The organism is Mediterraneibacter agrestimuris, from assembly GCF_943193195.1.
In the GTDB taxonomy this organism is placed as follows: domain Bacteria; phylum Bacillota; class Clostridia; order Lachnospirales; family Lachnospiraceae; genus Schaedlerella; species Schaedlerella agrestimuris.
In genome coordinates, this window is record NZ_CALPDG010000001.1 from 78,491 (window position 1) to 93,091 (window position 14,601).

Consider the following 14,601-nt stretch of genomic DNA (forward strand, 5'->3'; position numbering starts at 1 on the left):
ACTATGGGAACTCTACTTAGTTATAGTGGAATCGTAACGAAAGTCCGTGCCATGGAAGCCCGGCTGCTGACACAGGAAAACTTTGAAGAGATTGCCAATCTTCACAGCGTACCGGAAGTTGTTTCCTATTTAAGAGAAAATTCTTCCTACGACTATGTGCTTAACCTCTTGGAAGACAGCCAGCTCCACCGGGGCGATATTGAAAAAATACTGATCCGGCAGCTATATTATGAATATTCCAAGATATATAAGTTTTGCAGTCTCTCACAACGTAAGTTCCTGAAGCTCTACATCAGACGTTATGAGATCGACCTGATCAATTATTGCTTCCGGATCGTCATCAATCATTACACAGAGCCTTTTGATCTGAACTACAAAAAGCCGTTTTTTGACAGATATTCTCAGATTTCCATCGACAAACTGATCACATCCCGTACAACGGATGAACTTGTCGATAATTTAAAGGGCACTGAATATTACGAACCGTTGAGCAGGCTTCGGGACAAACCATCCATCACCCTGTTCGATTATGACCTGACACTGGACCAGTACTATTTCGCTTCTACATGGAAAGAAAGCAAAAAGGTGCTGAAAAACAAACGAGAACTGGAACTCTACATGAGAGACAGCGGTACGAAGATTGATCTTCTGAACCTGCAGTGGATATACCGTGCGAAAAAGCATTATAACATGGCTCCTGCCGATATCTATTCTCTCCTTGTTCCGATTCATTACAAGGTATCAACCGAGTTGATTAAAGAAATCGTGGAGACTCCGACACCCGATGACATGATCGCATCTCTTAAAAAGACCTCATATGCACGGCATTATGATTTCTCAAGCGGACTCACCATTGAGCAGATGTACTCTGACTGCCTGCAGCATCTCTACAGACTGGATCGGAGGATGCATCCATATTCGATTGCAACAATCAACACATACCTGTTTCTAAAGGAAGAAGAACTAAAAAAGCTGACCACCGCAATCGAGTGTATCCGATACGGACTGTCACCAGGCGAGACGTTAGCTTATATTGGAGGTAAAACTCAATGATCGTAAAAATGAAATTTATCAATATCTCCGGACCGCGTACTGACATCGACCGCGTAACCGAGCATTATCTCTCCAAATATGAGATTCAGCTTGAGTCCGCATTGTCTGAGTTAAAGACAGTCGATAATCTCCGGCCCTTCGTGGAGCTGAACCCCTATCGGGATACTCTGGCAATTGCCAGTCAGTTCGTAGGACTTCTGGAGAATCCAGACAACGTAACTCCTGACACGTCACTTGGTCTGGACGGTCTGTTTGAAATTGTGCAAAACACAAACCATGACTATTTACATTTACAGGAGAAAAAAGAAAACTACAAAAAAGACATTGAAGAATGCCGGAATAAACAACGTGATATCGCTCCGTTCCGGCCTTTGGACTGTAAACTGGAAAATGTATTAAATTATAAGTACATCAATTACCGGTTCGGTAAGATTCCGCTTGAATATTATCATAAGATGCAGAAGTATCTGATGAACGATCTGACTGCCATCTTCGTAGAGGGTGAGCGCGACGAAAGTTCTGTATACGGAGCCTACTTCGTAACGCCTGGGGAATCAATTAAGGTAGACGCCGTGTTCCGTTCCCTTCACTTCGAGCGGATCACCCTGAATCTGGTATCTGACGGCACTCCGGCAGACCTTTACCGGGAAATGGACAATGAGATCGCCAACATCACCAAGAAGATTGTGGATATCGACAAGGAATCTGCAAAGCTACTTTCCAACAGAGCGCCGCAGCTTGTTGCCGCACAGCAGAAGCTGGAAGAAATGTCCAAGAACTTTGACGTGCGTAAAATGGCGGCGCGGATGCAGGACGACGATGAAGACTCCTACATCCTCTGCGGATGGATGGCAGAGAAGGATGTGACCAAATTCCTAGAAGAGACAAAAGACGATGACAAGGTTTTTGTCATGGTCGAAGACGATAAAGAAACCTACTTCGGAGAACCGCCTACAAAACTGAAGAACCCGAAACTGTTCAAACCTTTTGAGATGTATGTACAGATGTATGGGCTTCCGGCGCACAATGAGATGGATCCGACCGTATTCGTTGGACTGACCTATTCCTTTATCTTCGGCGCTATGTTCGGAGATGTGGGACAGGGACTGCTCCTTGCACTGGGCGGTGGATTGCTGTATTTTTGGAAGAAGATCCCGCTTGCAGGTATTATCGGGACAGCAGGTATCTTCTCCACATTTTTCGGATTTATGTTCGGAAGTATTTTTGGATTTGAGGACATCCTTGATGCGATCTGGCTGCGGCCCATCGACAGCATGACGACTCTGCCGTTCATCGGCAAGCTGAATACCGTGTTCATCGTGGCAGTTGCTTTTGGTATGGGAGTCATTATATTTACCATGATCCTGCATATCGTCAATGCACTGCGAAGCCGCGATCCTGGAGCTGCCTGGTTTGATGTCAACGGAGCTGCAGGCCTTGTATTCTACACATCCGTTGTTGTAACAATTGTACTGTTCATGACCGGACACAAAACTCCGGGCGCGCTGGTAATGGCAATCATGTTCGGTATCCCGCTGCTTTTGATTCTGTTCAAAGAACCACTGACAAAAAAGATCCAGAAGCGCACCGACAAGATGGAAGAAAGTAAAGCCATGTTCCTTGTCCAGGGATTTTTTGAACTATTTGAAACACTGCTGAGTTACTTCTCCAACACTCTTTCATTCGTTCGTATCGGTGCATTCGCTGTCAGCCATGCGGCAATGATGGAAGTTGTACTCATGCTGGCAGGTGTGGAAGAAGGAAATCCAAACTGGATCATCGTCATCCTCGGCAACCTGTTCGTATGTGGTATGGAAGGACTGATTGTTGGTATTCAGGTACTGCGTCTGGAATATTATGAAATGTTCAGCCGTTTCTATAGAGGTTCCGGCCGTGCATTTAACCCGTATACAAAGAAAGCAGTGAACAAAACGAAAAAAAATATTTAATAAACCGTGATTATTTAAAGGAGGATTCTAATCATGACTATGGCAACAAAACTTATTTTCATTGCAACATTAATTTTGAGCATTATTGTACCTTTCGGATATTATCTGATCGGTGAAAAGAGCAAAAAGCGTTATAAAAAAACAATCGGCGTAAATGCGTTCTTCTTCTTCGGAGCATTTGCCATTGCGTCCATCATGCTTCTTGGCGGACCGGAGGTACAGGCTGCGTCTGCTGACGGCGGAGCAGCTCTGTCTACAGGTCTTGGTTACATTGCAGCCGCATTGGTTACCGGTTTATCCTGTGTCGGCGGCGGTATCGCAGTAGCAAGCGCTGCAAGCGCTGCCCTCGGTGCAATCAGCGAAGATTCCAGCGTACTTGGAAAGTCCCTGATCTTCGTAGGACTTGCAGAAGGTGTATGTCTGTACGGACTGATCATCTCCTTCATGATCCTTGGTAAGCTGTAATTATGAAAATGTATTTGATCAGTGATAATGTTGATACCTATACAGGAATGCGCCTTGCAGGTGTAGATGGTGTTGTCGTGCATGAACGCAGCGAACTGAAGGAATCGCTGGAAAAGGTTCTCAAAGACAAAACAATCGGCATCGTTCTTTTGACGGAAAAGTTCGGACAGGAATTTCCCGATATTCTGGACCAGTTCCGTCTGGAGCGCAGGCTCCCTTTACTTGTAGAGATTCCTGACAGACACGGAACCGGCCGTAAAGAAGACTTTATCACATCCTATGTAACCGAAGCTATCGGAGTTAAATTGTAGCTGTTCACCATAGGACTTTGCACTTGCTGCAAAGTCCGTAAGAATGCGTGATGGAAAAATATAATCCGCCCTTTCACCGCAGGTGAATTTAAAATAGGGCGGATCCAGTAACAGTGCAGCCGGAAGGCTGAACTGTTACACGTTAAATTGTAGAAAGGAGGGACTCCTCTTGACTCTGGAAGAAAAGATGGAACACCTACAGGCAGTCTCCATGGAGGAGGCACGCGCGGAAGGCAACGCGATCATCGACAACTACCGCGCAGCGTTGGAAAAGGTATTGGAAGACCATAAAGATGAGGCAATTCTGCAGTCTCAGACCCGTATCAAAGGCGAGACGGTCAATGCGAGACAGCAGTTGAACCAGGCTACCGCTAAGGCACAGTTGGAGCTGAAACGAAAACAGGGCAAAATCCAGCAAGAATTAAAAGATAAAATATTTGAAGAAACCATGACACTGGTTTCTGATTATATGAAGACGGAAGAATACGAAGATTTCCTTGTCAGATGTATCCGTAAGGCAGTTACTTTTGCCGACGGTGAAGAGATGACGATCTACATCAATCCGTCCGACGGGCAGAAGCAGTCTGACTTAGAAAAAGCTTCGGGCGCAAAACTGACCGTCAGCGCCGAAGACTTTATCGGCGGAGTCCGCGCCGTGATCCGCGGACGTAATATTTTGATCGATAACTCATTTAAAACACAACTGCGTAATGAATACGACAGATTCTTATTCTCGGGAGGTGACGGCATTGCTTAAAACTGCACAAATTTACGGAATCAACGGTCCCGTCATCTATTTGAAAGGCAATACAGGATTTCGTATGTCAGAAATGGTCTATGTAGGTCGCGAAAAGCTGGTCGGTGAAGTCATTTCGCTGGACAAAGACATGACTACCGTTCAGGTATACGAGGAAACATCAGGTCTGAAACCAGGCGAAACCGTAACTGCCACAGGAAATGCGGTATCTGTTACGCTTGCACCAGGAATCCTGAACAACATTTTTGATGGAATCGAACGCCCGCTGGAGCGGATTGCCGATACCGGCGGCGCATTTATCACACGTGGTGTCAGCGTAGATTCGCTGGACATCAACAAAAGATGGCAGGCACACATGACGGTATCTGTAGGTGACTACCTGCACAGCGGAGACATCATTGCCGAAGTTCCTGAAACCCGCGCAATCGTACACAAATGTATGGTTCCGCCGGATGTGGAAGGAACCGTTGTAAATGTCGTTCCGGACGGTGAATACACCATTCTGGAACCGCTTATTACACTGGAACTAACTGACGGCACGCAAAAGGAGCTGCCTATGATGCAGCAATGGCCGATTCGTGTCGCCCGTCCGACACACCACCGTTTCCCGGCTTCCGTTCCGCTTGTAACAGGACAGCGTATCATTGATACCATGTTCCCCATCGCAAAGGGCGGTACTGCGGCGATTCCGGGTGGATTCGGAACTGGCAAGACAATGACCCAGCATCAGATTGCAAAATGGTCCGACGCTGACATCATCATTTATATCGGATGCGGCGAACGTGGAAACGAAATGACACAGGTTTTGGAAGAGTTCAGCGAGCTGACCGACCCAAAGAGCGGCAATCCGCTGATGGACAGAACAACCTTGATCGCAAATACTTCCAACATGCCGGTTGCTGCCCGTGAAGCGTCCATTTACACCGGTCTGACACTGGCAGAATATTACCGTGACATGGGTTACGATGTCGCAATCATGGCAGACTCCACATCCCGGTGGGCAGAGGCTCTTAGAGAGCTTTCCGGACGCCTGGAGGAAATGCCTGCTGAAGAAGGTTTCCCGGCTTATCTGGCTTCCCGTCTGTCTGCCTTCTATGAGAGAGCGGGCATGATGCACAATTTAAACGGAACAGACGGTTCCGTATCCATTATCGGAGCGGTATCTCCGCAAGGCGGCGACTTCTCCGAGCCGGTTACACAGAATACCAAGCGTTTTGTACGCTGCTTCTGGGGACTGGATAAAAGTCTGGCATATTCCAGACATTTCCCCGCGATTCACTGGCTGACCAGTTACAGCGAATATCTGGGGGATTTAGCGCCCTGGTATCAGGAACATGTATCAACGAAGTTCGTGGATTACCGAAACCGTCTCATGGCGCTTCTGAATCAGGAAAGCAGCCTGCTTGAAATCGTCAAGCTGATCGGAAGCGATGTGCTTCCGGACGATCAGAAGCTGATCCTTGAGATCGCCCGTGTCATCCGGCTTGGTTTCTTACAGCAGAATGCATTCCACAAGGATGATACCTGTGTTTCCATGGAGAAGCAGTTTCTCATGATGGACACCATTTTATACCTGTACAAACAGGCGCGTGCACTCGTAACTATGGGACACCCGATGTCCGTACTTAAATCCGAGAACATTTTTGAAAAGGTTATCGCTATTAAGTATGATGTCCCGAATGACCGTCTGGAAATGTTTGCACAATATAAGAACGACATTGACGAATTTTACCAGCGTGTGCTGGAAAAGAATGCCTAAGGAGGGAATGATACCATGTCAATAGAATATTTAGGTTTAAGCAGTATCAATGGTCCTCTGATTGCGCTGGAGGGCGTTCAGGACGCGTTTTTTGATGAAATCGTAGAATTTGTCGTAGACGGCACAGAACGCAAAATAGGACGTATTGTAGAGATTTATGAAGACAAAGCCGTGATTCAGGTTTTTGAAGGTTCCGATAATATGTCCCTTGTTAACACACATACCAAGCTGACCGGTCATCCAATGGAGATCGCACTTTCCCCGGATATGCTGGGACGTACTTTTAACGGTATCGGTCAGCCCATCGACGATCTCGGACCGCTGACTTCTACTTTAAAGCGTGACGTCAACGGGCTCCCGCTGAACCCGATCCGCCGGGAATACCCGCGTAACTATATCCGCACCGGTATTTCCGCTATTGACGGACTCACCACACTGATCCGCGGACAGAAGCTCCCGATTTTCTCGGGAAACGGACTTCCCCACGACCAATTGGCAGCGCAGATCGTAAAGCAGGCTTCTCTCGGCGATAATTCCGGAGAACAATTTGCGATTGTATTTGCCGCTATGGGCGTAAAACATGACGTTGCCGAGTTCTTCCGCCGTACCTTCGAGGAAAGCGGTGTATCCGACCACGTTGCCATGTTCCTGAACCTGGCAAATGACCCTGTTGTAGAACGTCTGATCACACCAAAGGTAGCGCTGACTACCGCTGAATACCTTGCGTTTGAATTAAACATGCATATCCTCGTTATCTTAACGGACATGACTTCCTTTGCCGAGGCGATGCGTGAGGTTTCCTCCTCTAAAGGAGAAATCCCCAGTCGTAAAGGTTTCCCAGGTTATCTGTACAGTGAGCTTGCTACGATTTATGAACGTGCAGGTATTGTACAGGGTGTCAACGGATCTGTGACGCAGCTTCCGATCCTTACCATGCCGAATGACGATATCACACATCCGATCCCGGATCTGACAGGATATATTACCGAAGGTCAGATCGTACTGGACCGAGGACTTCACGGACAGTCTGTTTACCCGCCGATCAACATCCTGCCGTCACTGTCACGACTTATGAAGGATGGCATCGGCGCCGGATATACAAGAGAAGATCATCAGGATCTTGCCAACCAGCTCTTTGCCGCTTATGCAAAGGTTGGAGAAGCCCGGAACCTTGCTTCCGTTATCGGTGAAGACGAACTTTCTCCTATCGATAAGAAATATCTGGAATTTGGAAAAGACTTCGAGGCACGATACATTGGTCAGGGACCGGCAGAGAACCGTACCATTGAAGAGACATTAGATCTGGGATGGGAATTGCTGGGACTCCTTCCGAGGGAAGAGCTGGACCGTGTAGATACCAAGATTTTGGAGAAATACTACAAACCAACTGTAAAAGAAGACTAATTAAAGGAGGGATTCTATGGACCCGCGTACATTTCCCACAAAAGGAAATCTTATGCTCGCCAAAAATTCACTGGTTCTTGCAAAACAGGGCTATGATTTGATGGACAAAAAGCGGAACATCCTGATCCGCGAGCTGATGGATCTGATCGATGAAGCACGCGACATTCAGAATGAAATTGATTCCACCTTTACCTATGCTTATGCATGTCTGCAGCGCGCCAATATCGAGCACGGAATCAACATGGTTTCCCAGCTTGCCTATACTGTACCGATTGAGCATTCGGTTACGATTCAGACGAGAAGTATTATGGGAACCGAGATTCCCCACGTGAAGTACACTCCGGCAAATGAAATGCCGACCTATTCTTTCAGTACGACACATGAATCCATTGACGCTGCGACAAGGGCATTCCAAAAAGTAAAAGATTTAACGGTAAAGCTCTCCATGGTAGAAAATGCTGCCTACCGTCTTGCGAGCAATATCAAGAAGACACAGAAGCGTGCCAACGCACTTCAAAATATCACCATTCCGATGTATACAAATCTGGTGTATACTATTACAAATGCACTGGAGGAGAAGGAACGTGAAGAATTCACGAGGTTGAAGGTAATAAAGAAGATGAAGCAAAACGCATCTTAATAATATCCTCTTTTATCAGAGGAACCAACCCTCCGGACGAAAGAAAGGAGGGTTGGTCAATGTATCTGCATCTATATATAATTTTATTCACGACTCTGCAATTCTGCTATAATAGCGGGATATTCTTTATCCAGATGATAAAACAGCATAATAACAATCATTGCCAATGCAATCCCCGCCACACCGAATACATACAACCTGTATATCGTCTTCACAGCGCCTTCTGTCTGTACCATAGCTGTTCCAATATAACCGCTGGCTTCCATAATCGTTCCAATCAGTACACTCCCCACACCAGAACCTATCTTCTGTCCGCAGGATGCAGAACTTAAAATCACGCCGGGGGAACGGATTCCTGTCTTCCAATGTCCATATTCAATAACATCCGCTATCATTATATAGATTAATGCATAAGTAGCTGAGAATCCAAAACCGCGTATAAACGAAGATAACATTACTACATACATATTATCCGGTGCCGCCGGAAGCATCAAGCTCCCTCCAATAATCAATATATTGCCTAAAATACAGAGAGTCTTTTTACTGAATTTTGCTAGCAGAACTCCTGTCAGAGGAACCCCGACCAGCATCACTATCTGCCCTGCCATATTAATTGTACCCATCATTTCTTCATTATTGAGAAGATATTTACAGTAATACGTCAGCATAGTTCCGTTAAATGTCATATACAACGCTGTAAAAATAAAATACAGTGTAATAATCCAAAAGTATTTGTTCTGAAACAGAATCTTTAATGCCATTGATACCGGCAATTTTTCCCCATCCAGATTATCTTTTACAGCAACGCGTTCTTTTGTCTGGAAAAAGCACCACAACATCAGCGCCATTGCAATCAATGCATATATGGCAGTAACCTTCACCCATGCCGACTGGTCTCCGCCCATTGCATTAACAACTTTCAAAAAAGTCAGTGTCACTGCGATATTTGCCAGAGGAGACATCGCCATACGCACAACGCCCAAACGTGAGCGCTCTTTCTGATCCCATGTAATATAAGTCATTAAGGTAGAAAATGCTATAACAAGCATTGTATAAACAACTGTCATCAATAGATTATACGTAATAAAAATGTAAATCAGCTGTGCAAATTCCCCCACTGCCGGAACTGTCATAAGCAGCACAAAAGAAATACCGTAAGGTATAGCCATACGAAGCAGCCACGGACGCGCCCGCCCATACTTTGTCTCCGTCCGGTCAATCAGAACTCCCGCAACAATATCTGAAGCACCATTGAAAATCTGCGATACACCTATGATCGCACCTACCGCGGCTGCACTGACACCGACTACATCTGTGTAAAAGAAAACCAGAAGCACTGTAGTAATGGAAAAAAGTACATTTGTGGAAATTTCTCCACATCCAAACGAAAACACTTCCAGATTACTCAGTCGGTTTGCGGATTTATTATCTAATAAATTCAAAATATCGCCTCCTGACTATATGTCTAAATATGACGCACATAATTCTGACATGTTCCCAGATAAAATGGCATAAAATCCTCACGATTCGGCCAGCTCTTTGTCGGAATATCATTTACATAACTCAGCAGCGTTTCCAGATATTCAAATGAACATTCTCCAACTACTGGAATATCATCCAACGCGTCTTTATAGCCTCCTGATAATTTCAATGTTCCAGTCCCTACTCTTTTGTGAAGTGGTTTGGATATCCGCCGGCTTACAGCAGCAATCGGATCATACATCATTTCATTCTGCTGATGGGTCAGACAACATTTCAAATGTGCACCGTAGGTGATATCCGGCTCCTGCTTTCCAAGGTCCGAACCCAAATCCGCCTCAATACTTGCAATTGATTGTCCAAATCTGACAAGAGAGGCACTGACATGGTCATCAAACAGAAATAGTTCTGTTTCTCCAAAACGTTTCGGCTCCCCCAGAAATTCTCTGCCGGAATAAATCACAGCTTCCTGATTAAAATATACCAGTGGCGTATATTCAGCCCGTTCAGGCAAATCTTCGTACCAGCAGTCAAATCCTATAATTGCAAGGTCGCAATAAGTATATCCCAAATCAATAGGCTGTGTACCATAGGTTTTGACCTTTCCCAGTGTAATCGTTGCCATGGGAACCTCCGGAACCTTATAGCATGGCGGCATAATAGAATGTACAAAATCCCTATCCGTCTGAAAACGAGCCGCAATACTTTGTATTTGATAAGTTACTCCTTTATTGTTCGCTACGATTCTGCATGCCTCATCTGACGCTCGGAATGGATTTGGCATAATAATGTTGTCTTTCCCAAAATTGTTTTTCATATCCATAGATTGTTCCCTTCCTATTCGTTTTTATTGTTTTTATTCTGACAGCGCTGCAGTTCTTATATGTTATAATAAGATAAACATCTATTTAATACAACATCGCAGTTTCAGAAAAGAACAAGTATAGTTAGTAAATTTTTATAATTATTTATGATAACTTTCGACAATATATTTCATTATTTTTGCAAAATTTTACAATACATGGTATATTAAAAAAAGATATGGAAGTACAAGCATTAAATCACATATTTGCCTGAACATGCAAAAAACAACAGGAGGAATAAAATGATCGTTTCTGTTTCCACTTTTTACGAAGAATTGAATGAATATCAGCCGGAACTGATACAAGGACAGGTAAAAACCATACAATATTTCCGTCCGATTTATCACGGCATTGAAAATGGTTTCTCCACTGAAAATCTATATATTGGATTAATGTCCCAACTTCCGGAGATTCCGCCAGATGTTCCTTGCTGCTATATGCTGGTTGAAGATTGCATGCTGCCTGATTGTTACAAAGTTTCTGTTCAGAACACTTATCTCCTGCTTTCAAAAGAATATCGTAATTTGGATTTATTTGCCCTGTCATCCGGTATCTTTGAGAATCAAGTAATGGTCGGTCTGTTATCTGCAGATCTGCTAGGATCTGTCAAGAAAAAGGCGGAACTGGACGTGATTCTTTTACAGGGTTATGAGGTACTGCAAATACCGTTGGTCCTGATAGACCGCTCTTTTAATATACTTGCCTGTACCGACTTCGAACATGCTGAACTTTCAGTTTCTTTTCTTCATAAACTTTTTGAAAAAGATAACCAGATACCTACAATTTCATCCAAAGAATATATCAATTATGAAATGTCCACTGACTCAGGATATTTTATTGCAGGAAGAATTATGAGAGACTCTTCTCCGTCTGCATATCTGATCGGACTAATCAACGGAAACAGGATCAATGACCGGATTCGTAAGTTGTTTCAAATATTATGCAATTTCCTTGAACTCCGGATGCAGAATGATATTATGTACCGCCCCGACTTATATTCTTCGGGAAATGCCTTCCTACATGGTATCATATGTGGAAAATACAATGATCCTGACAGAATCGCCAGACATCAGGAGCGTCTCGGTCTGCGCTTCTATGATTTTCTTTTTGTAATCGCACTGGAACACCGGGATGGCAGCAGTACCGATGATCAGCTTCACCTGCTGCATTTCCGCCTGAATTCAATCTTGGGTCCTTATTACTGGATTACAAAAAACGGCCGACTTTTGATTCTGTATGATAAAAAAGAAAAAGACCCTTTCACTCACATACAGCAAGAGCATCTGCAACAGTTTCTGGAAGAAACAGATTTCAGAGCAGTCATAAGTCTGCCCTTTTCCTCTCTTGATGAGTTTGCCGCCAGCTGCGGTCAAACACTCGCTGGCATGTCTGTACTCCAACAAAAAAAAGATGAGCGACGGATTGTTTTTTATGAAAATATAATGATAGACCATATGCTTCTGAACTATGGGGAGATTATCAATCTGGAAAAACTGGTACCTGATTATATTTGGAAACTGCATGCGATGGATAAAGAGAAAAACTACGGATTTGTACACACTCTATTCACCTACATAGAACATAATCTTAACATGACGCAGACTGCTGAAGCTTTATATATACATTACAACACATTAAAGCACCGGATCAACAGAATTTTAGAACTGACCGGTGCAGACCTGACTTCCCCGAATGTGGTGCTTCGTCTATTTCTTGCAAAACAAGTTTTTTCCCTTTTAACCGAACAGCATTTGATATAAGCAGAGTGCTGTTATAGATGGATTAGCCTTCACAAATTACTCTACTTTGAAATTATGTTCACGGTTTGAAAAGAGTTTTCTGAGCACTTCGGACAATATCCTATAACGCAAATACTCCCATAGAATATCAGATATTCAAAATACTGATTTCTATGGGAGATTTCTATTTTGAAATTTTAAAACTCAAATACTGCAACTCCATATGGCTGCAGCGGATATGCAAATGAATATGGCTGTCCGTCACACTCACCCTTCTTTGCCCTGTATGCCAGCGGTCTTTCCTCTCCCGTTCCGCCATATCTTACATCATCACTGTTCAATACTAGCTTGTACTGCTTCCCCCTCGGCACGCCTACACGGTAGTCAGGACGTTCCATCGGTGTAAAGTTACATACAAACAGCAAATTCTTTTTCTTATCCTTAGAATGGCGTGTAAAACTGAAAATACTTCTGAACAGATCGTCCTTATTGATCCAGTTAAATCCTTCCGGATCTGTATCCAATTCATACATAGCCTTGTTCTTCTTATACAGTTGGAGCAGATCCTGCATCCAGTTCTGAATATACTGATGCGGTTTCTCCGCCAACAGATACCAGTCAAGCTCACGCTCCTCGCTCCATTCACGAAGCTGTGCAAACTCCTGTCCCATGAACAACAGCTTTTTGCCCGGATGACCCATCATAAAGGCATATCCTGCTTTTAAATTGGCAAACTTGTCAAATCCCAGTCCCGGCATCTTATTGAGCATAGAACACTTCAGATGCACTACCTCGTCATGTGAAAGCACAAGAATATAATTCTCACTATATGCGTATTCCATAGAAAATGACATCATATAATGCGCGTTCTTCCTAAATAACGGATCCAGCTTCATATATTCGGTAAAATCATGCATCCAGCCCATATTCCACTTCAGGCTGAATCCCAGCCCGTCATCTTCCGGATCTCCGGTCACCTTTGGCCATGCCGTAGACTCCTCTGCGATCATCATACTTCCTGGATTACGCCCCAGTACAACAGAATTTAAATGCTTAAAAAACTCGATTGCTTCCAGATTCTCGTTGCCGCCATTTTTATTGGCAACCCACTGACCATCCTGCTTACCGTAATCAAGATACAACATCGATGCAACCGCATCCACACGCAGCCCGTCTACATGATAATGCTCAATCCAGAAAAGCGCATTCCCTATGAGGAAATTCTGTACCTCCGGCTTCTCAAAATCAAAAATCTTCGTCCCCCAGTCCGGATGCTCTCCCTTTCTTGGATCTGCATACTCAAAAGTCGGTGTGCCGTCAAAATCAGCCAGTCCGTGTGCATCCCTAGGGAAATGCGCCGGTACCCAGTCCAGAATGACACCAATCTTGTTTTTATGCAGATAATCGATCATGTATGCAAAATCTTCCGGCGTACCATAACGTGATGTCGGTGCATAATACCCGGTCACCTGATATCCCCAAGAGCCGTCAAACGGATGCTCCGCCATACCCATCAATTCTACATGAGTATATCCCATCTTCTTAACATAATCTGCAATTGCAACAGCAAACTCCCGGTATGTGTAAAAGCCTTCATCCTCACGCCCGGGATGACGCATCCAAGATCCCATATGGACCTCATAAATGGACATTGGACTGATCTTGTTATCCCACTCCTTACGTTCCTCCAGCCATGCCTTGTCCGTCCACTTCAAATGTTCGATATCTGTCACGCGGGAAGCCGTTCCCGGACGCACTTCCGCATAGTTCGCAAACGGATCTGCCTTAAACAGGCGCTTGCCTTGCTGTGTCTCAATACAGAACTTATATAAATCCCCGTCCTTTGCCTCCGGAACAAACTTGGTGTAGATTCCTAAAGGTTCCTGACGCTCCATATAATCCAGATCAAAGTCCCAGTCATTAAATTCTCCGATAACTGATACCCGCTTTGCATTTGGCGCCCATACGGCAAAATACACGCCCTTCACACCATTCTGTGTAACCGTATGTGCCCCCAGCTTCTTATAAATCTCATAATGTCTTCCCTGGCCGAACAGATACTGATCAAGTTCCCCGATCTCGTACGGCTGCAGATTCTTCTTTAAGGTTTCTTTCTTTTTCATAAATATACCTCGCCGCTCATAATGATATACTCATTATACTTGATATCAGTAAAAAATAA

At 44.4% G+C, this 14,601-nt stretch carries 12 protein-coding genes; 9 read left to right on the top strand and 3 right to left on the bottom strand.

What is annotated here, in order from left to right:
- Positions 1-3: 3 nt before the first annotated feature.
- The 8 genes from NFS18_RS00405 to NFS18_RS00440 all read left to right on the top strand — a co-directional run bounded on the left by NFS18_RS00405 (position 4) and on the right by NFS18_RS00440 (position 8,338).
- Positions 4-1,053: a V0D/AC39 family V-type ATPase subunit gene (locus tag NFS18_RS00405; RefSeq protein WP_251386554.1), complete on the top strand. Its 1,050-nt coding sequence runs from the start codon at positions 4-6 to the stop codon at positions 1,051-1,053.
- Complete coding sequence (locus NFS18_RS00410) at positions 1,050-3,002, top strand: V-type ATP synthase subunit I (protein WP_251386555.1); 1,953 nt, start codon at positions 1,050-1,052, stop codon at positions 3,000-3,002. Before NFS18_RS00405 ends, NFS18_RS00410 begins: the two co-directional genes overlap by 4 nt.
- Positions 3,003-3,035: 33 nt before the next feature.
- Positions 3,036-3,467: an ATP synthase subunit C gene (locus NFS18_RS00415; protein WP_251386557.1), complete on the top strand. Its 432-nt coding sequence runs from the start codon at positions 3,036-3,038 to the stop codon at positions 3,465-3,467.
- Positions 3,468-3,469: 2 nt separating this feature from the next.
- The gene (locus NFS18_RS00420; protein WP_251386559.1) at positions 3,470-3,778 is read left to right on the top strand and encodes a V-type ATP synthase subunit F; all 309 of its coding nucleotides are present in this window, start codon (positions 3,470-3,472) and stop codon (positions 3,776-3,778) included.
- A 169-nt stretch (positions 3,779-3,947) separates the two neighbouring features.
- The gene (locus NFS18_RS00425) at positions 3,948-4,535 is read left to right on the top strand and encodes a V-type ATP synthase subunit E (protein ID WP_251386561.1); all 588 of its coding nucleotides are present in this window, start codon (positions 3,948-3,950) and stop codon (positions 4,533-4,535) included.
- Complete coding sequence (locus NFS18_RS00430; protein WP_251386563.1) at positions 4,528-6,294, top strand: V-type ATP synthase subunit A; 1,767 nt, start codon at positions 4,528-4,530, stop codon at positions 6,292-6,294. The genes NFS18_RS00425 and NFS18_RS00430 overlap by 8 nt, the downstream gene beginning before the upstream one ends.
- Positions 6,295-6,309: 15 nt before the next feature.
- A complete protein-coding gene (locus tag NFS18_RS00435) occupies positions 6,310-7,698 on the top strand; it encodes a V-type ATP synthase subunit B (protein WP_251386565.1) in 1,389 nt (462 codons plus the stop codon).
- Positions 7,699-7,714: 16 nt separating this feature from the next.
- Entirely contained in the window at positions 7,715-8,338 is a 624-nt protein-coding gene (locus NFS18_RS00440; protein ID WP_251386567.1) for a V-type ATP synthase subunit D, read from the top strand.
- 83 nt (positions 8,339-8,421) lie between these two features.
- On the opposite strand, the gene NFS18_RS00445 is transcribed toward NFS18_RS00440, so the two are convergent.
- Both NFS18_RS00445 and NFS18_RS00450 read right to left on the bottom strand, forming a co-directional pair.
- Positions 8,422-9,780, bottom strand: a complete 1,359-nt coding sequence (locus tag NFS18_RS00445; protein ID WP_251386569.1) for an MFS transporter — start codon at positions 9,778-9,780, stop codon at positions 8,422-8,424.
- A gap of 23 nt (positions 9,781-9,803) precedes the next feature.
- Positions 9,804-10,640 (bottom strand): acetoacetate decarboxylase family protein, encoded by an 837-nt coding sequence (locus NFS18_RS00450; protein ID WP_251386571.1) that lies wholly within the window; start codon positions 10,638-10,640, stop codon positions 9,804-9,806.
- A 282-nt stretch (positions 10,641-10,922) separates the two neighbouring features.
- Here NFS18_RS00450 and NFS18_RS00455 point away from each other — a divergent pair, with 282 nt between their 5' ends.
- Complete coding sequence (locus tag NFS18_RS00455; RefSeq protein WP_251386578.1) at positions 10,923-12,440, top strand: PucR family transcriptional regulator; 1,518 nt, start codon at positions 10,923-10,925, stop codon at positions 12,438-12,440.
- Positions 12,441-12,616: 176 nt separating this feature from the next.
- Here NFS18_RS00455 and glgB read toward each other — a convergent pair whose 3' ends face one another.
- Positions 12,617-14,542, bottom strand: coding sequence for a 1,4-alpha-glucan branching protein GlgB (gene glgB / locus NFS18_RS00460; RefSeq protein WP_251386580.1), 1,926 nt, complete (start codon positions 14,540-14,542; stop codon positions 12,617-12,619).
- Between the last annotated feature and the right edge of the window lie 59 nt (positions 14,543-14,601).

Coding starts and splice junctions, on each gene's coding strand:
- NFS18_RS00405 (WP_251386554.1), top strand. CDS start 4: ATGGGAACTCTACTTAGTTATAGTGGAATCGTAACGAAAGTCCGTGCC.
- NFS18_RS00410 (WP_251386555.1), top strand. CDS start 1,050: ATGATCGTAAAAATGAAATTTATCAATATCTCCGGACCGCGTACTGAC.
- NFS18_RS00415 (WP_251386557.1), top strand. CDS start 3,036: ATGACTATGGCAACAAAACTTATTTTCATTGCAACATTAATTTTGAGC.
- NFS18_RS00420 (WP_251386559.1), top strand. CDS start 3,470: ATGAAAATGTATTTGATCAGTGATAATGTTGATACCTATACAGGAATG.
- NFS18_RS00435 (WP_251386565.1), top strand. CDS start 6,310: ATGTCAATAGAATATTTAGGTTTAAGCAGTATCAATGGTCCTCTGATT.
- NFS18_RS00440 (WP_251386567.1), top strand. CDS start 7,715: ATGGACCCGCGTACATTTCCCACAAAAGGAAATCTTATGCTCGCCAAA.
- NFS18_RS00450 (WP_251386571.1), bottom strand. CDS start 10,640: ATGGATATGAAAAACAATTTTGGGAAAGACAACATTATTATGCCAAAT.
- NFS18_RS00455 (WP_251386578.1), top strand. CDS start 10,923: ATGATCGTTTCTGTTTCCACTTTTTACGAAGAATTGAATGAATATCAG.
- glgB (WP_251386580.1), bottom strand. CDS start 14,542: ATGAAAAAGAAAGAAACCTTAAAGAAGAATCTGCAGCCGTACGAGATC.